The sequence below is a fragment of the Pseudomonas sp. EZ-C24 genome (genome assembly GCF_014525325.1).
Lineage (GTDB): Bacteria > Pseudomonadota > Gammaproteobacteria > Pseudomonadales > Pseudomonadaceae > Aquipseudomonas > Aquipseudomonas shirazensis.
On sequence record NZ_JACDIU010000014.1, the window covers coordinates 1,250,322 to 1,267,565 of the forward strand.

A 17,244-nucleotide genomic window follows, 5' to 3' on the forward strand; every position below is an offset into this window, starting at 1 on the left:
AGCCATTGTCGGGTCCTCCGTGGCCCCTGACGTCGATTCATCGAAGTTTCACTTGCCCGGGCTGATGGCCTGGGCCACGTCCTGTCCGTTGACCCGGCCCTTGAGCACACTCGCTGCGGTGGGGACTGCGGGCACTGGCCAACGCATGCTGGCGCCGGGCAGCACATAGCCAAGCAGGCCTTCAACCACCGGCTTGTCCTGGCCGGCCTGCTGCAGCACTACGTCGGTCAGGCGCGCGTGGACCGGGCCGCTGTTGCGCAGCTCGACAAAGGGCTTGCCCTGCACATTGACCGCGCGCCAGCTCAGCTGCGGCTTGCCAACTCCATCGGCGCTGCGCTTGCCTTCCGGGTCGGGTTTGCCCCACAGGCCTTCGCCATACACGAACAACGGCACCGAGTAGCGCATCTGCAGGCGGATCGCTGCCGTCGGTGCCTGAGTATTGGCATCGACCGGCAAGGGTGAGGGGATTTCGTCGATGATGATGCGGTAGGCCTGCTCCTGACCGGCTGGCGAGCTGCCGGTACGGGTCAGCCGGATCAGCTGCTTTTGCCCCGGCGCGATATTCGCCACCGGCGGGCTGCCGATAATCTCGCGCTGGGCCTGGAACTGCTCCTCAAAGCCGCCCTGGCGCCAGGCAAATACGCGCACCTGCAGGTTGGCCGGCGTAGTGCCGCGGTTTTCCAGCCACAGCGCCCCCGCCTTCTGATCTGCCTCCAGCACCGGGTCAATTGGCCAGATCAGCACCGAGGTTGCCGCCGCCGCTGGCTGACTGGCCAGCAGCAAGCCAACGACTATTGCTTGCGCCCACTTTGCGCCTGCCCCCATGCCATTCTCCTTGGTTTGTTGTGTTGATCCCTGCGTTCACCAGGTCACCGTGACCTGCACGACATCGGTATAGGTACCTGCGGGCAATGTCCCCGGCAGCTGCGTGCGACCGTAAACCGGCAGCTTGATCGCCGTCGGGTCGCTGTAGCTGACCGACGTCACCTGGCCGATTGCAAGGCTCTGACTGAAGCCGGCGTCGCGATACAGCTGGTAGGCGAGCAGTTGCGTACCACCGCTGCGCTTCAGGTTGCGGGTCCCGCCGCTGTTGTTCTGGCCACCGTCCAAGGCCATGCTCAATGCCACCCCCGGCGTGCACTGAAAGCTCACCGTGCTGCCACCCAGCGCTGCGCTGACGCTGGCCTTGGACAGGGCTGATTGCGTGCCGAAGTCGAGGCTGCCGTAAGCGCTCACCCCGCCCACCACCAGGCAGCCGGCCACGACCTGCGCGCTGACCTGAAAGGTACTGGTGGTCGCTGCATCCAACGGCAACGCCAGCACCAGCCCCAGCCCCGCCGTGGTTGCGCGAACCCAGCGATTCATGGCTCAGAACGTCAGCTCGACGGCAACCGTGTCGGTGTAGGTGCCCGCCGGCAGGCCAGCCTTGCCCTTGGCCTGGCCGTACAGGTTGACGGTCTGGGCAGCGCCGGTACTGGTCGGCACGGCGATGCTGCCGTCGATGGCCAGCGGCACGGTGTGTCCGGCATCGGTATAGAAGTCATACGGCACGAAGTTGCCATTGCCGTCGGCCAGCGCCCGCGTCCCTCCCGTCGACAAGCCATCATGAGCGCCGGCGCGCACGCGAATTGACGCCCCGGTGCCATTCGAGCAGAGGATGCTCATGGCGCCGCCACCCGGACCCATGACCTGGGCATTGGCGGTACCGAACAAGGCGTCCTGAGTACCGAAGTTGAGGTTACCGAAGTTGACCCCGGAGGTACCGGCACTGCCGTTGACCTGGCAGGCGGCGATCAGGGTCAGGGTCGAGTTGATGGTCCCGGTCACGGTGGCTGCCTGAGCCTGGGACGCCAGCGCCAGGGCGAGCCCGGCGAGTACTGAGCAGGTGAGGTGTGTGCGCATCGGATTCTCCTTGGGTGTTACCAGTCCAGGGTCACGCTGAGGGTGTCGCGGTAAAGCCCGGCGGGCAGCGCGCGCGGCTGCGCGATGACCACGCCGTAGATCGGAATCGGGATCTGCTGGCTGCTGTTGACGGTGAAGGTGCGCGCCTGGCCTACCGGGTAACGGCTGTTGCCGCTGGGATCGACCGCCAGTTGGTAAGGGATCATCTCGCGACCGTTGCTCAGCCGGCGCACACCATCGCCACCGTTCTGGCCAGCATTGATGCGCACGCTGAAGGCGCGCACCGACGGCGTGCAACTGATCTGCAGGCCACCATCGCCTGCGATTTCGTCGACCTTGCCCTGCAACGGCTCCTGCCAGCTCGGCCCGCGCGAACCAAAGTCCATGACCCCTGGCGTACCCAGCGTCGCCGGTGGCTGGTCGCTGCTGATCTGGCACGCGGCACGGATCACCAGGCGCGCTTCGATAACCCCGGTGGTGCTGCCATGCACGGCGCCTGGCAGCAGCAGCGGGCCCAGGCTCAGGAGCAGAATGCTGGTGCGACTCATGACGTAGCCTCCTTGCTCATGGCGATGCCCCTACCAGGTGACCGTGACTTTCAACAAGTCGGCGTACAGGCCAGGCCGTGGCACCCAGGCCAGGCTGTCGATGCGCGCATACAGCGGCAATTCGACCGAGCCACTGTCTGGCACCCGCGCCGATTGTGCGCTGCCAACACTCAGCGGCTGGCGCCAGCCTGCGTCGCTGTAAAGCCGATAGGGAATGGGCCTGGCTTGCGCATCCGCGCTGGCCAGGAAGCGCAGCTCGCCTACGCCGCCATGCAGGCCGCCGTCGACGCGGATTTGATAAGGCGTGTCCGGGTTGCATTCGAGCCGTGGTGGCCGAGGGCTGAGCAGCACGCCAGTCAGCGGCGCAGCGGCGCCGTCAAGGCGTGCTGCGCTGCCCAGGTCGATCTGGCCCAATGCTTGCGCCGCCGCATCGCGGGGTTGGTTGACCAGCATGCAACCACGCTCGACCTGCACCCGCACCTCGACCAGAAAGTCCGCCGCCAGGCTGTTCACGCTCAACAACAGCCCCGACCACATGGCCACTCCGCGTACTTCCACCGCACTATCCCTGTTTCAGGCCCTGTTTCCAGGCTATGACCTTGAGGGTAGCAGCGCAGTCTGATCCCGCCGGGTTTGCCCTACCCTTCATTGGCATTAACAACAATGGCTTAGGTGGCTATTTGCCGCGTTAAAGACCCCCGTTCCGCACCTTTCACGGCACTGCACGCTATTTTTGTACTCAAACGGCGAACCCCTGAACTAATCAGACCTCAAATGGCCATATGCCGGCAAAGCAGCCGACAATCTGATACTTTTGCAGCAGCAACAGCCTATGCCATGCGCTTTCCGCCGGGCGAGGACAGAATCACCAGGAGTACCGCTTTGACAACTGCCCCCACCGCATTCGACCAGGCTGTCGAGCGCTGCGCCCAGGAGCCTATTCAGGTCCCCGGCAGCATCCAGCCGCAGGGTTTCATGCTGGTACTCGACGAGCAGGACCTGTGCGTGCTGCAAGCCAGCGAGAACGCTGAGCGCTGGCTTGGGTCTGCGGCGCCCGAGCTGCTTGGGCGCACCTTCGCCGATCTGATCAGCGACAGTTTCGACCTGCGTGCACAGATGCAGTATCTGCCGGTCGATGAGGTATTCCCGTTTCATATCGGCGACGTTGAACTACGCCAGCCCAGCCCAGACTGCAGCCACATGCGCGTGCTGGTGCATCGTCACGACCAGGTCCTGATCACCGAATTCGAACCGATCCGCACGGCCAGCGGCCCGTCCGGGCATGGCGATTACTACCCGCTGGTACGCGCCTTCGTCGGCAGCGTGCACAAGGTCAGCTGCATCGTCGAACTGTTGCAGCAGTCGGTCATGCAGATCAAACGCATTACCGGCTTTGGCAGGGTCAAGGCCTACCGCTTCGATGCCGAAGGCAACGGCGAGGTACTTGCCGAGGTCGCCGACCCCGGCTACCCGAGCTATCTGGGCCTGTGCTTCCCGGCCTCCGATATTCCACGCCAGGCCCGCGAGTTGTACCGAGTCAATCGGATTCGGGTCATCGAAGATGCCAACTACATTGCCTCGCCGCTGTACCCCCACAGCAACCCGCGCACCGGCAAGCCGCTGGACATGAGCTATGCGGCGTTGCGCGCGGTATCCCCGGTGCACCTACAGTACATGCGCAACATGGGCACCCTGGCATCGACCTCTTTGTCGATCGTGGTAGACGGCAAGTTGTGGGGGCTGATCTCCTGCCATCACGACCAGCCGCATGCCGTCGACCTGCCCACTCGCACGGCCTGCGAGCTGCTGGCCAGCGTGCTGTCGCTGCAGATCGAATCCCGTGAAGCGCACACCGGCACCCAGACCATGCTCGACATGCGCCAGCGCATCGTGCGCATGCTGGCCTCGATGGCCGACCACGACAGCGTCAGTGCTGGTTTGAAGGCCTTGCCTCAGGTCCTGCTGGACTTTGCCGGTGCCACTGGCGCGGCGATCATCAGTGCCGAGCGCTGCGACCTGATCGGCGTGACGCCGCCCGCTGCGCAGGTCAATGCGCTGGTCCACTGGCTGTCGCAGCAAGACGCCGAGTCGGTGTTCAGCACCGACAACGTGCGCCGCGACATCCAGGACTTACCAGAGCTGGCCAAGCACGTTGGCGGTGTGCTGGCGGTGGCGATTTCGCAGATCCACTCGCACTATCTGGTGTGGTTCCGCCCCGAGCAGGTACGCACGGTCAACTGGGCCGGGCGCCCGGAAAAAGCCATCAGCGCCGCGGGCGACCTCAACCCGCGACACAGCTTCGAGCGCTGGCAGGAAGACGTTGGCGGTTACAGCGAATCTTGGGACCCGCTGATCATCGAAGGCGTGGCCGAACTTCGCGTAGCCGTACTGGGGATCGTGCTGCGCAAAGCCGAAGAGCTGGCGCAACTGGCCGGTGAGCTGCGCCAGTCGAACAAGGAACTCGAAGCGTTTTCCTACAGCGTGTCGCACGATCTGCGCGCACCGCTGCGGCACATCGCCGGCTACACCGAACTGCTCACCGAAGTCGAAAGCGAGAACCTCAGCGAACGCGGCCAGCGCTTCCTCAAGCACATCGAAGAAGCCGCGCACTTTGCTGGCACACTTGTCGACAACCTGCTCAATTTCTCTCAGATGGGCCGCTCTGCCCTGCGCATGTCGGATGTCGACCTGAACGCCCTGGTCGACACCATTCGCAACGAGCTGACACCGGATTTTGCCGGCCGTACAATCATCTGGGACGTGGAAAAACTGCCCAAGGTGATCGCCGACCCGGCGTTCATCAACATGGCACTGCATAACCTGATCGCCAACGCGATCAAGTACACCCGTGGCCGCGATCCTGCGCGTATAGAGATCCGCGCCAAGCAACACCCGCACGAGACTGAAATCTATATACGCGACAACGGCGTCGGCTTCGATATGGCCTATGCCAATAAGCTGTTCGGCGTGTTCCAGCGCTTGCACCGCATGGAAGACTTCGAAGGCACCGGCATCGGCCTGGCCAGCGTGCGCCGGATCATCGAACGTCACGACGGCCGTGTATGGGCTGACGGCGAGATCAACCAGGGAGCGTCGTTCCATTTCGCCCTCCCGCGCCATTCATCGAACACCTGAGGTAACGTACATATCATGCTAAAACCGATCTTGTTGGTCGAAGACAACCCCAGGGATCTGGAGTTGACGCTTGTCGCGCTGGAGCGCAGCCAGCTGGCCAACGAAGTCATCGTACTGCGCGATGGCGCCGACGCCCTCGACTACCTGTTGCGCCGCAACGGTTACGCCGACCGCGACGATGGCAACCCGGCCGTACTTCTGCTCGACCTGAAACTGCCCAAGGTGGATGGCCTGGAGGTGCTCAAGGCGGTGCGCGAAACCCCAGAGCTGCGCAGCATCCCGACGGTGATGCTGACCTCCTCGCGGGAAGAACCCGATCTGCTGCGCGCCTATGAGCTCGGGGTCAATGCCTACGTGGTGAAGCCGGTCGAGTTCAAGGAATTTGTCACGGCCATCTCCGATCTGGGGATCTTCTGGGCCGTCCTCAATGAACCGCCGCCTGGCTCGTTGCGGCTGACTCGGCGTGGTAACAATTGAGTCCAACTAGCATGTTGTCAGGCCCGCTCAAGCTACTGATGGTCGAAGACAGTTCGATGGATGCCGAGCTGACCTTGTTGCGCCTGGAGCGCAGCGGGCTGCACATCGAGTCGCAACTGGTGTTCGACCATATTGGCGTCGAGCATGCGCTGCACCACGGCCGTTTTGACCTGATCCTGTGCGATTGCGTGTTGCCTGGCTCGTCCGGCACCGAAGTGCTGGCGATTGCTCAGCGGCTGGCGCCAGATGTGCCGTTCATCTTCCTCTCAGGCATTTATGGTGAAGAGCACGCGGTGGAGATGATCCGCCTTGGCGCCACCGACTATGTACTGAAGAAGAACCTGCCGCTGCTGCCCAAGGCCGTACGCCGGGCGCTGACCGAAGTGCAGGAACGGCATCGCCGCCGCCGCGCCGAGGAAGCGCTGGCCGAGCTTGAGGCGCGCGCCCGGTTTGCCATCGATGCTGCGGGCATGGGTACCTGGGACTATCGCCCGCAGGAAGATCTGCTGCTCTGGGATGACCGCTGCAAGACCTTGTTTGGCCTGCCTGTCGACACTCAGATGTCGTTGGATGTGTTCTACGCAGGCATCTATCCCGAAGACGTCGCGCTGGTTCGTGACGCTGTCGAGCAGGTCATGCAGCCCCAGGCAGGCGGTCACTACCGGGTCGAGTTTCGTATCAATCAGCGTGACGGCCTCGAGCCGCGCTGGTTGCTCTCGAGCGGCCAGACCCAATTCCTCGACGGCCGCTGCGTGCGCTTTTCCGGCGTATTGCAGGACATTCATGAACAACGCCAGGCGACCACGGCGCTCAAGCAGCTCAACGAGATGCTCGGCGAGCGGGTCGAGCGGCGTACCCGGGAGCGCGATCGCTCATGGGAATTGTCCCAGGACTTGCTGGCGGTACTGAACAGAGACCTGACCCCGGTCGCGCTCAACCCAGCCTGGGAAGTCAGCCTGGGCATCTCGCGTGAACGCCTGAGCCAGACCACCCTGCTGCAGCTGCTACCCGAGCCGGATCAGGAAGCCTTTCTCGCTGAGCTGGCCGCCCTCGGCCAGGGCCGCACCAGTGCCCGCTTTGTAGGGCGGATTCAACATGCCAGCGGCCAACAGCGCTGGTTGTCCTGGGTGATCGTGCCCGAGGACACCCTGCTCTATGTGGTCGCCCGCGATATCACCAGTGAGCGCGAATCGTCGATGGGCCTGGCCGAGGCCAACATGCGCCTGCGCGAGCAGATCGATGAGCGCGAGCGTATCGAAGCTGCGCTGCAGCAGATGCAGCGACTGGAGGCAGTCGGCCAGCTGACTGCCGGGGTCGCGCACGACTTCAACAACTTGCTGACGGTGATTCTGACCGGCGCGAGTTTCCTTGAGCGTGACCTGCAGAAAGAGAATTACGACAAGGCCCGCAGCCGCCTCAAGCACATCCGCGAGGCTGGCGAGCGCGGTGCCAAGTTGACCTCACAGTTGCTGGCCTTCTCCCGGCGCCAGCGGCTCGAGCCTGTGCCGCTGAACCTCAACCAGACCCTCACCGGCCTGGAAGAGCTGCTGCGACGCACCTTGGGCGGCAATGTCTCGGTACGCCTGGATCTGGATGCCAGCCTTTGGCAGGCACTGACTGACCCGACCCAGACCGAGATGATCATTCTCAACCTGGCGATCAACGCCCGCGACGCCATGGCCGATGGCGGCCAGCTGATCCTGTCGACGCGCAATACCTTGATCACAGAACGCGCCCAGCGACCGGAAGACCCGGAGCCTGGCGAGTACGTGATGCTGTCGATTCGCGATACCGGTTGCGGCATGAGTGAAGAGGTAGTCGGCAAGGTATTCGAGCCATTCTTCACCACCAAGGACATCGGTAAAGGCTCGGGCCTTGGCCTGGCCCAGGTGTTCGGCTTCGCCAAGCAATCGGGCGGTGGCGTGTCTATCGATACTGCGCCGGACCAGGGTACCTTGGTGTCGGTCTACCTGCCTGCGGTCAAGCAGCCTGTAGCCTTCGAAGCACCCGCGGCGCCCGCGGCGCCAGCCCTCTCGGCAGAGGGCCGTGATCGCACCGTGCTGTTGGTGGACGATGATCACCTGGTCCGCGACATGATCGGCGAGCTACTGCGCTCGCACGGTTATCAGGTACGCCAGGCGCACGGTGGCGAGCAGGCCCTGTGCTTGCTCGATGAACACGTCGATGTGCTGCTGACTGACTTTGCCATGCCCGAATTCAACGGCGCGCAGCTTGCGTTGGCGGCGCGTGAGCGCTTCCCGCGATTGCCGGTGGTGATTCTCACGGGCTATGCCGAGCTGCAAGGCTTCGAGCTGGGCGACAGTGTGGTCATTCAGAAACCGGTACAGGATCAACTGCTGGCGAAAACCCTGGACGATTTGTTGGGCGCGGTCTGAGCACCGCGCTCGGCCGTTGCTCAGCAACTGCAATACGGATGGGTAGCGTTGGTGGATTGCGCGGGAATAGAGAGAGGGTAAAGCGAGGAAGATAATGGCAGGGGCGGCTGGATTCGAACCAACGCATGGCAGGATCAAAACCTGCTGCCTTACCGCTTGGCGACGCCCCTGTATCGGATGCGACAAGTGCGATGCACTGTCGTTCTGACAATCCCCCTGGCTGACAACATGGGTTGTTGTCGGGGAATGCGCGGCACTTTAACAACAATCCTTGCCCATGAAAACCCCTCTGTTAAAAAAAATCTCAAAAAAACAGCAAGTTAGTCAGGCACCCGCCGCTGCCTGACCGCCTGTCGGCAAAGCTCGCCCAGCTAAAAAACCAAATCCCTGCAGCCCTGCCCAATAGTCAAGTAACCCAGCGTTTACAAGGAGGGCGCCATGCCAGTTTCCCATGACCTGTACCAAGACCTGCACTACCCCCGCGAAATCGTTCAGCAGCGCCGCCAGCAGGATAAGACCCTTGATCGCCTGCTCGACGAGTACGTCGATATCGACAACCAGGTGCTGGCTGCCGAGGCCATCTCGGCGGGCTATACCAGCGATGATGACCTGCACCGCCTCAAGGAGCGTCGCCTGTCGATCAAGTACATGATCGACCGTCAGCTCAAGCGCCAAGCCTGAAGCTATTCATTTGGCAGTGGCGCCTGACCACTGCCAGCGTGCACTGACCGGCCGGTAGTCGCCCACAATCGCCTGGCTACCCGCCGGGATGATTGCCTGCCAGCGGTGCTTGCGGTGAAAATGGCCACTCACTGGAGGGCGCCAACCGCCCTGCCCCGCTGTTGAGGACCACTCGCTTGTCTGCCTGGATTTCCACGCCGCTTCGCCACTTGCGCCGCCGCTCGCGTACCGATGCGCAAGGCGACTGCCAGCTGTTGAGCTACTTCGAGGACAAGGCCAGGCAGCGCGGCTATAGCTTGAGCGAAGGCCAACGCCGGGTTATCGAGCGCATGACGCAACAGCTTGCCGCGCTGGCTGATGGCCAGGCGCGCAGCTTGTATCTGTATGGATCGGTTGGCCGCGGCAAGAGCTGGCTACTCGATGGCTTTTACCAGGCGCTGGAGGTTGAGGCCAAGCTGCGCCTGCACTTCCACGATTTCTTCGCTCGTCTGCATCAGGGCATGCACCGCTATCGCGGCGCCGACAATGCCATGGCGGCGACCCTGGATGAACTGATTGGCGACTGCCAGGTGCTGTGCTTCGACGAGTTCCATGTGCACGACATCGGCGATGCGATGCTACTCACCCGGCTGTTCAGCGCGCTGTTCGAGCGCAACGTGTTTGTCGTCCTGACTTCCAACTATGCCCCTGAAGGCCTGCTGCCCAACCCGCTTTACCATGAGCGGTTCTTGCCAGTGATCCGCCTGATCAACAGCCGCATGCTGGTGATGGAAGTGGGCGGCGACATCGACTTTCGCAGCCTGCCGGCCAACCGCGCGCACCAGCGTTTTACCCAGGGCCACTACGTTTGGCCCGGCACAGCTGAGCAACGCCTGGCCCTGGCGCTGCCTGAAACCCAGCCGCTGACCCTGGACATCAATCACCGCCCGCTGCGCGCCCTGGCCAGCCAGGATCGACAGGTGCACTTCAGCTTTGTCGATCTGTGCGAGCAGGCCACGGCAGTGGTGGATTATCTGGAGCTGGCCAGCCGTTACGATCGCTGGATCATCGACGACCTGGAAGACCTGGCCGAATGTTCGCTCGCAGCGCAGCAACGCTTCGTCAACCTGGTCGATGTGCTGTACGACCAGGACTGCGAGCTGGTGCTGATTGGCCGCTATCCGCTCGAGCAGAGCCTGGGTGGCGCCATTGCCGACCTGATGCGCAGCCGCAGCCGTCTCGGCCAGCTGCATCAGGTCGGCACGACTGTGCTTTAACCTGCGCGGGGCAGATCGGCCAGCACCGCTTCGATTTCGCCAAGCACAGCCGGGTCATCCAGCGTTGACGGTGGTACATAGGCCTGACCGTCAGCGATCTTGCGCAGCACCGCGCGCAGAATCTTGCCGGAGCGTGTCTTGGGCAAGCGCTTGACCAACCGCACCCGGTTGAAGCATGCCAGCGCACCGATCTGCTCGCGCACACTGGCAACCAGTTCAGCCTGCAATTTTTGCTCGGCTAGCTCTTCGCCGTCCTTGAGTACCACCAACGCCAGCGGCACCTGGCCCTTGATGTCGTCGTGCACACCGATCACCGCGCACTCGGCAACCGCTGCATGGCGGGCGACCAGATCTTCCATTTCGCCGGTAGACAACCGATGCCCGGAGACGTTGATGACGTCATCGGTGCGACCCATGATGTAGACGAAGCCGTCATCGTCCAGGTAGCCGCCATCACCGGTATGGTAGTAGCCCGGATAGGTGTGCAGATACGCCTGCAGATAGCGCTGATGATCACCCCACAGCGTCTGGCTGCAGCCCGGCGGCAGCGGCAGGGCGATGACGATCGCGCCCTGTTGATTCGGCCCGAGCAAATGCCCGTCGTCGTCCAGCACCTGCACGTGGTAGCCCGGTACTGCGCGGTTGCTCGACCCGGGGCGTGCGGCGCTGCCTTCAAGGCCGACACAGGGTGCGGTCACCGGCCAGCCGGTTTCGGTCTGCCACCAGTGGTCATGCACCGGTTTGCCGGTGACCTGCTCCAGCCATTGATGGGTGCTTGAATCAAGCTTTTCCCCGGCCAGGAACAATTGGCGCAGGGAGCTCAGGTCATACCCGGCGAGCAGTTCGCCATGGGGGTCTTCCTTGCGGATCGCGCGCATCGCCGTCGGCGCGCAGAACAAGGCATTCACCTGATACTGCTCGACCACCCGCCAGTACGCGGCGGCGTCCGGGGTGCGGATCGGCTTGCCTTCATAGAACACCGTGGTGCAACCGGTCATCAGCGGCCCGTAGACGATCAGCGAGTGACCGACCACCCAGCCCACATCGGAAATCCCCCACCAGACATCGCCCGCCTGCATGCCATAGATATGGCGCATGGTGTAGCTCAAGGCGACCGCGTTGCCGCCGTTTTCGCGGACGATGCCCTTGGGTTTGCCGGTGGTGCCGGAGGTGTACATGATATATAGCGGGTCGGTTGCACTGAGCTCGACCGGCGCCACAGGCTGCGCGTTGACCAGTGCCTGTTGCCAGTCCAGGTCACGCCCAGGCTGCAGCGCGGCCTTGGTCTGTGGCCGCTGCAGCACCAGCACGTGGCGGGGCTGATGGCTGGCCAGTTGCAGCGCGCGATCGATCAGCGGCTTGTATTCGATGACCCGATCAAACTCCAGCCCGCAGGAGGCCGTGAGCACCAGCGTCGGCTTGGCATCATCGATACGCAGGGCCAGCTCGTTGGCGGCAAAACCGCCGAACACTACCGAGTGCACTGCGCCAATCCGCGCGCAGGCGAGCATGGCCATGGCCGCCTGCGGCACCATCGGCATGTAGATGACGACACCGTCGCCCTTGCGCACGCCCAACTCGCGCAGCAGCCCGGCCAGACGCGCAACTTCATCGCGCAGCTCAAGGTAGCTGAAACGCTGCTGGGTGGCGGTTACCGGCGAGTCGTAGATCAACGCGGTCTGCTCGCCACGGCCTTGTTCGATCTGGTGATCCAGGGCCAGGTAGCAGCTGTTCAGGCGCCCGTCGGCAAACCAGCAATGGCTGCCGTCGGTATTGTTGATCAGGGTCTGGCGCGGCTTGTGGTACCAGGCCAGCTGGTCGGCCTGCTCGGCCCAGAAGGCCACAGGGTCGGAAATGGAACGGGCGTAGCTGTGCTGGTAGGTCATGTCAGTCGCAACCCGATACTTGTTGTTATTGAAGGGCGAGCCTGCAGTATGGACCTGCCTGACGCCCCTGCCATGGGACTAAAGTCCATAACCGACCTGCAAATTCGCAGCAGCAGGCACTATCAAGGCGGCGCTTTTGAAGCGCGCCAAGCAGCGAGCAAGGCTCTAGAATAGCCATCACCTTGATCAATGAGCACAGCATGGATATCGAACAGGCACGCACCTTTCTGGAGATTGTGCGCTGCGGCAGCCTGGTCGCCGCCGCCGAGGGCCTGTGCGTGTCGCAGACGGCAATCACCGCGCGGGTGCAGCGTCTTGAGCAGCAGCTAGGTTGCCAGCTGTTTGTCCGCAGCCGCAGCGGCGCCAGCCTGACCGCAGACGGCGAAGCCTTCGTCACCTACGCCCACCAACTGGTGGAAACCTGGGAGGCCGCCCGCCGTGACCTGCCGCTGCCGCAGGGTTGTCAGCAGCTGCTGCACCTGGGCGGCGAAACCAGCCTGGGCAACCCACTGCTGCTTGACTGGGTCAGTGCGCTGTACCGCGAGATGCCCAGCCATGCCATCCGCAGCGAGGTCAGCGACGGCGAATCGTTGCTGCGCAAGGTCGAGCGCGGCTTGCTCGATGCTGCGCTGGTCTATCAGCCCATCTACGGGCCTGGCCTGCAGGTGGAGCAGTTGATGGAAGAAAAACTGGTGCGCATCCGCCACGTAGAACGGCCAGAGCCTTATGTGTATATCGACTGGGGCGAGACGTTTCGCCGCCAGCATGATGCCGCCCTGCCCGACTGTGCCCGCCCAGCGCTGAGCTTCAACCTCGGCCCGCTGGCCTTGCAGTTCATTCTCGAGCACGGTGGCAGCGGTTATTTCCGTACACGGGTGGTGCAGGCTTACCTGGACAGCGGCGTGTTCGAGCGGGTGCCGCAAGCGCCGGAATTCACCTACCCGACTTTTCTGGTGTACACCCGCAAGCACGACAGCGCCGCCTTGCAGCAGGCCTTCGGCGTGCTGCGCCGGCAAGTCGCAGCGGGCGTCAGTGACTGGTCACAACGCTGGGACCCGCTCATCTGAAGCAAGCGTGCTGTGGTTGAGCAACTGGCGCTTGAGACCGGCAATCAGGTCGGTCTGGGTGATCACCCCGACCAGCTTGCCGTCATCGAGTACCGGCAGGCAGTGCAAGCCTTGCTCGCACAGCAATGGCAGCAGACGCTCCAGCGGGTGCTGGCTACTGACACTGATCACCCGCCGGCTCATCACCTGCTCCAGCACCACCGGCCTGCGCCGCCACAGCCCACGCCAGCTGAACCGCGCCCGCGCCATGGCCGCCGTCAGCACATCACTGAGGCTGACGATGCCGACCAGGCGCCCCTCCGCCAGTACTGGCAGCGTCTTCAGGTGGTGGCTGGCGAGCATCTGCCAGGCTTGCTCCAGCGTGGTCTGCGGGCTGGCAAATTGCACATCGCGGGACATCACCGAAGCCGCGGTGATACCACCTAGACTGCGCTGCAAGGCATGCTGTTCAGTGGCCAGAAGAATACGCTCAAGCTCGTCACGGCTGACGTCAACGTACTCGCCGATGTCTTCCAGAGCCTGATCGAGGTCGTCGCTGCTGAAACCTACCCGGGCGCTGGGCACTGGGTCGTGGGTGTGGTGCAGATCCTTGCGCGGCAAGCCAGGCTTGGGATAGCGCACGCCCGTCAGGCGGTTGTAGACCACCGCCACTGCGACCAGCACCAGCGCATTGAGCATGATTGGCTCGAGCAGATGATCGCCCATGGCGACCAGCCCGGAATCGGCCAGTACCGCGCTGACCGCTACTCCGCCGCCCGGCGGGTGCAGGCAGCGCAGCAGGCACATGACCAACAACGACAAGCCCAGCGCAGCGCCAGCCACCCACAGCTCGCTGCCCAGGTGCTGGCGCATGACCAAGCCGATTACGCCCGCCAGCGCGTAGCTGCCCAGCACCGACCACGGCTGCGCCAGCGGCCCGGCGTGCACGGCGAAAACCAGCACGGCTGTTGCCGCCAGAGGGCCAAGCAGATGCAGCGCAATGGAGGGACCATAGGCCAGGCTGCATAGCCAACCTGCCAGGCACAGGCCGAGCAAGGCACCGACGCCTGCGCGCAGCCATTCTTTGGGAGGAATATTGAGGGGCGCCGGCATCAGGCGCTGCAACAGGGGTTCGGGACGCGAGGCAGACATCGGCAGAACGTGCTCTTCAACTTGGCCGGGATGAGCCATTTCAGAGCAAGAGTGTGCCGCGCGCACTATTGTGGGGCAAATTCAAAATAATGCGGTTTGGGCTCAATAATTTTGCAGCATCAGCGTAGGCCGTTCAGCGGCCTTTGCCGGGCAGCTCGATGCTCACTCGCAGGCCGCCTTGAGGGTTTTCCTGCAGGGCGATAGTGCCGCCCCAGGCGTCGACGATATCGCGCACGATACCCAAGCCCAGGCCGTGACCATTGACCTGCTCGTCCAGCCGCGAACCTCGCTCGAGCACGTGCACGCGTTTTTCCTCAGGAATGCCCGGGCCATCGTCATCCACCCATAACTGATAACCAGAGGCACTCGTGGCGATACCCAAGCGGACTTCGCTGTCAGCCCATTTGCAGGCATTGTCGAGCAGGTTGCCGAGCAGCTCGAGCAGGTCCTCGCGGTCCCAAGGCAGCAGCAGTCCGGCGGGCGTATCGCGTTCGAGCAGCAGACCTTCACCATGAATCATGCCCAAGGTTGCCAGCAGGCTTGGCAACTCCGCATCGCAATCAAACTGCGCGCCGGGCAGAGCATCGCCCGCCAACCGCGCACGGTTGAGTTCACGTTCCAGACGCTGCTGGATCTGTTCGAGCTGCTCGCGCATTTGCGTGCGTACGTCAGGCAAATCGCGCAAGCGCTCGCTGGAGGCCAGGCTGAGCAGAACCGCCATCGGCGTTTTCAACGCATGGCCAAGATTGCCCAGCGCATTGCGCGAGCGGCGCAGGCTGTCTTCAGTGTGGGCCAGCAGATGGTTGACCTGATCGACCAGCGGCTGCAGCTCGCTGGGTACTTCGGCATCCAGCTGTGAGCGCTGGCCTTGCTGCAGTTGCGCGATCTGCTGGCGGGCTCGCTCCAATGGCCGGAGCGAGCGGGTAACAGTGATGCGCTGCAATACCAGCACCAGCACCAGGGCGATCAGGCCGATACCCAGGCCGATCTGCTGCATGCGCTGAAAGCCTTGGCGTACTGGTGAATAATCCTGCGCGACGCTGATCGAGATGTCCTGACCCAGGCGCCGATAGTCAGCACGCAGGGCCAGCAACTGTTGGCCTTCAGGACCTAGTACATGGGTATCTTCGAGTCCCGGCTTGGCCGGCTTGGGCATGTCCAGGTCCCACAATGAGCGAGATCGCCAACTGCCCTGCTCGAAATCGATGCGAAAGTAATACCCGGAAAACGGCCTTTGGTACGCAGCCGAGATGCGCCGCTCATCCAGCTGCAAGCCGTCCGGGCCGCGCCCCAGCGCCACCAGCAGGTTCTCGCTTTCCTTGCGCAAACCGACTTCGAGGTAACGCTGCAGGCCGGCCTCGAACAGCCACAGGGTCAACTGTGCAAAGGCCAGCCCGATCACTACCAATACGGCGATAAGGCCAACACTCAAGCGTGCCTGGATCGACTTCACGGCGTGCTGCCGGCGTAGACGTAACCTTGCCCGCGACGGGTTTCGATGACGCTGCGGCCGAGTTTACGCCGCAGGTGATTGACGTGCACCTCAAGCACGTTGGAGTCGCGCTCGGTTTCGCCGTCATACAGGTGCTCGGCCAGATGCCCCTTGGACAGCACCTGGCCGGGATGCAGCATGAAGTAGCGCAGCAGGCGAAACTCCGCCGCGGTCAGTTGCACATCGACACCCTCGCGGCTGACACACTGGCGGCTTTCGTCCAAGTGCAGGCCAGCTGCTTCAAGCTTGGGCTGATTGGCCAGGCCGCGCGCGCGGCGCAGCAGTGCCTGAATGCGCAGTTGCAGCTCTTCAGGGTGGAACGGCTTGCTCAGGTAATCGTCGGCGCCGGCCTTCAAGCCTTCGATGCGCTCGGCCCACGAGCCGCGCGCCGTCAGGATCAGCACTGGCGTGGCCAACCCGCCTGCACGCCACTGGGCGAGGACTTCCAATCCCGGCAAGCCGGGCAAGCCAAGGTCGAGAATGATCAGATCGTAGGGCTCGCTCTGGCCTTGATAGACCGCATCACGGCCGTCTGCCAGCCAGTCGACGGCATAGCCCTGACGCTGCAGGCCGGCAGTCAGCTCATCGGCCAGCGGCACGTTATCCTCGACCAGCAACAGGCGCATTCAGTCGTCCTCCTCGTCTTTGAGCAGCACACCGCTGCGAGCATCCAGCTTGATTTCGCGCACCACCCCTTCAAGGGTCAGCAGCTCGACCTCGTATTCATAGCGGCCATGTTTTTCTTCAAGCTCTGCCTCAAGCAGACGTGCCCCGGGGTAACGCCCCAGGGCAGAGTCGAGCAGATGCTCAAGCGGCAGGATGATGCCCTTTTGCCGCAGCGCGAGGGCTTCATCCTGGTCAAGATCACGCGCCAGCGCCAGTGAACACACGGCCATCAGGGCCAGCGCCAGGTAGCGCGGCGTGCGCGATAGCGGGCTCATTATTTGTCTTGGGCGTTTTTCAGTATTTCGCCGGTCTTGGCATCCAGATCAACGTCCCATTCAACGTTCTGCGCATCACGCAGTTCGACCTTGAGGATGTAGCGGCCGTATTCGTTTTCAAGCTCGGAGTCGGTGATGGTTGAACCAGGATGCTTGGCCTTGGCAGTCTCGGCCAGTTTCTGCAATGGCTGCACGGTGCCGGCTTTTTCCAGGGCGCTGATTTCATGCGCCGGCACGTCGGCCAGTGCAGCGGTGGCAGCAACAGACAGGGCAGCAGCAGTGAACAGGGCAGTCAAAGTTTTCATGAGTATCTCTCCATCGGGATATGCAAG

The 17,244-nt window shown here is 63.2% G+C and carries 18 protein-coding genes and 1 tRNA gene; 6 read left to right on the forward strand and 13 right to left on the reverse strand.

Annotated elements, in window-relative coordinates; all coding sequences use genetic code 11:
* Positions 1–48 precede the first annotated feature (48 nt).
* The 5 genes from IDM28_RS14920 to IDM28_RS14940 are packed head-to-tail and all read right to left on the reverse strand — an operon-like array spanning position 49 to position 2,987.
* Complete coding sequence (locus IDM28_RS14920; RefSeq protein ID WP_150573161.1) at positions 49–825, reverse strand: molecular chaperone; 777 nt, start codon at positions 823–825, stop codon at positions 49–51.
* Between the two features lie 36 nt (positions 826–861).
* Positions 862–1,365, reverse strand: a complete 504-nt coding sequence (locus tag IDM28_RS14925; protein ID WP_150569860.1) for a spore coat U domain-containing protein — start codon at positions 1,363–1,365, stop codon at positions 862–864.
* Between the two features lie 3 nt (positions 1,366–1,368).
* Positions 1,369–1,902, reverse strand: a complete 534-nt coding sequence (locus IDM28_RS14930; protein WP_103437931.1) for a spore coat U domain-containing protein — start codon at positions 1,900–1,902, stop codon at positions 1,369–1,371.
* A 17-nt stretch (positions 1,903–1,919) separates the two neighbouring features.
* The gene (locus tag IDM28_RS14935; RefSeq protein WP_101320964.1) at positions 1,920–2,450 is read right to left on the reverse strand and encodes a spore coat U domain-containing protein; all 531 of its coding nucleotides are present in this window, start codon (positions 2,448–2,450) and stop codon (positions 1,920–1,922) included.
* 30 nt (positions 2,451–2,480) lie between these two features.
* Positions 2,481–2,987: a spore coat U domain-containing protein gene (locus IDM28_RS14940; RefSeq protein ID WP_188036386.1), complete on the reverse strand. Its 507-nt coding sequence runs from the start codon at positions 2,985–2,987 to the stop codon at positions 2,481–2,483.
* A gap of 345 nt (positions 2,988–3,332) precedes the next feature.
* On the opposite strand from IDM28_RS14940, the gene IDM28_RS14945 reads away from it, so the two are divergent.
* Genes IDM28_RS14945 through IDM28_RS14955 form a run of 3 tightly spaced genes read left to right on the forward strand, consistent with a single transcriptional unit; the run spans position 3,333 to position 8,458 of the window.
* Positions 3,333–5,585 (forward strand): ATP-binding protein, encoded by a 2,253-nt coding sequence (locus IDM28_RS14945; protein WP_410524667.1) that lies wholly within the window; start codon positions 3,333–3,335, stop codon positions 5,583–5,585.
* A 15-nt stretch (positions 5,586–5,600) separates the two neighbouring features.
* Positions 5,601–6,062 carry a response regulator gene (locus IDM28_RS14950; RefSeq protein ID WP_101320970.1) on the forward strand — a complete coding sequence of 154 codons (462 nt, stop codon included), beginning with the start codon at positions 5,601–5,603 and terminating at the stop codon, positions 6,060–6,062.
* Between the two features lie 11 nt (positions 6,063–6,073).
* On the forward strand, positions 6,074–8,458 hold the full coding sequence (locus IDM28_RS14955) for a hybrid sensor histidine kinase/response regulator (protein ID WP_188036343.1): 2,385 nt from the start codon (positions 6,074–6,076) through the stop codon (positions 8,456–8,458).
* 95 nt (positions 8,459–8,553) lie between these two features.
* Here IDM28_RS14955 and IDM28_RS14960 read toward each other — a convergent pair.
* Positions 8,554–8,628, reverse strand: a tRNA-Gln gene (locus IDM28_RS14960).
* Between the two features lie 268 nt (positions 8,629–8,896).
* On the opposite strand from IDM28_RS14960, the gene IDM28_RS14965 reads away from it, so the two are divergent.
* Positions 8,897–9,139, forward strand: coding sequence for a DUF465 domain-containing protein (locus tag IDM28_RS14965; protein WP_188036344.1), 243 nt, complete (start codon positions 8,897–8,899; stop codon positions 9,137–9,139).
* A 6-nt stretch (positions 9,140–9,145) separates the two neighbouring features.
* Here IDM28_RS14965 and IDM28_RS23910 read toward each other — a convergent pair whose 3' ends face one another.
* Positions 9,146–9,271: a hypothetical protein gene (locus IDM28_RS23910; RefSeq protein WP_262500125.1), complete on the reverse strand. Its 126-nt coding sequence runs from the start codon at positions 9,269–9,271 to the stop codon at positions 9,146–9,148.
* A gap of 44 nt (positions 9,272–9,315) precedes the next feature.
* Here IDM28_RS23910 and zapE point away from each other — a divergent pair, with 44 nt between their 5' ends.
* Positions 9,316–10,395, forward strand: coding sequence for a cell division protein ZapE (gene zapE / locus IDM28_RS14970; protein WP_188036345.1), 1,080 nt, complete (start codon positions 9,316–9,318; stop codon positions 10,393–10,395).
* Here zapE and IDM28_RS14975 read toward each other — a convergent pair.
* Positions 10,392–12,281, reverse strand: a complete 1,890-nt coding sequence (locus IDM28_RS14975) for a propionyl-CoA synthetase (protein WP_188036346.1) — start codon at positions 12,279–12,281, stop codon at positions 10,392–10,394. The genes zapE and IDM28_RS14975 overlap by 4 nt on opposite strands.
* A 200-nt stretch (positions 12,282–12,481) precedes the next feature.
* Between IDM28_RS14975 and IDM28_RS14980 the strand changes: the two genes are divergently transcribed.
* The gene (locus IDM28_RS14980) at positions 12,482–13,348 is read left to right on the forward strand and encodes a LysR family transcriptional regulator (protein ID WP_101320981.1); all 867 of its coding nucleotides are present in this window, start codon (positions 12,482–12,484) and stop codon (positions 13,346–13,348) included.
* On the opposite strand, the gene IDM28_RS14985 is transcribed toward IDM28_RS14980, so the two are convergent.
* The 5 genes from IDM28_RS14985 to IDM28_RS15005 all read right to left on the reverse strand — a co-directional run bounded on the left by IDM28_RS14985 (position 13,322) and on the right by IDM28_RS15005 (position 17,217).
* Positions 13,322–14,479, reverse strand: a complete 1,158-nt coding sequence (locus tag IDM28_RS14985; RefSeq protein WP_150569855.1) for an HPP family protein — start codon at positions 14,477–14,479, stop codon at positions 13,322–13,324. The genes IDM28_RS14980 and IDM28_RS14985 overlap by 27 nt on opposite strands.
* A gap of 133 nt (positions 14,480–14,612) precedes the next feature.
* Positions 14,613–15,932 carry a sensor histidine kinase gene (locus IDM28_RS14990; protein ID WP_188036347.1) on the reverse strand — a complete coding sequence of 440 codons (1,320 nt, stop codon included), beginning with the start codon at positions 15,930–15,932 and terminating at the stop codon, positions 14,613–14,615.
* Entirely contained in the window at positions 15,929–16,597 is a 669-nt protein-coding gene (locus tag IDM28_RS14995; RefSeq protein WP_101320987.1) for a response regulator transcription factor, read from the reverse strand. Before IDM28_RS14995 ends, IDM28_RS14990 begins: the two co-directional genes overlap by 4 nt.
* Positions 16,598–16,912: a PepSY domain-containing protein gene (locus tag IDM28_RS15000; protein ID WP_101320990.1), complete on the reverse strand. Its 315-nt coding sequence runs from the start codon at positions 16,910–16,912 to the stop codon at positions 16,598–16,600.
* Positions 16,912–17,217 (reverse strand): PepSY domain-containing protein, encoded by a 306-nt coding sequence (locus IDM28_RS15005; RefSeq protein WP_103437942.1) that lies wholly within the window; start codon positions 17,215–17,217, stop codon positions 16,912–16,914. The genes IDM28_RS15000 and IDM28_RS15005 overlap by 1 nt, the downstream gene beginning before the upstream one ends.
* Positions 17,218–17,244: the final 27 nt, after the last annotated feature.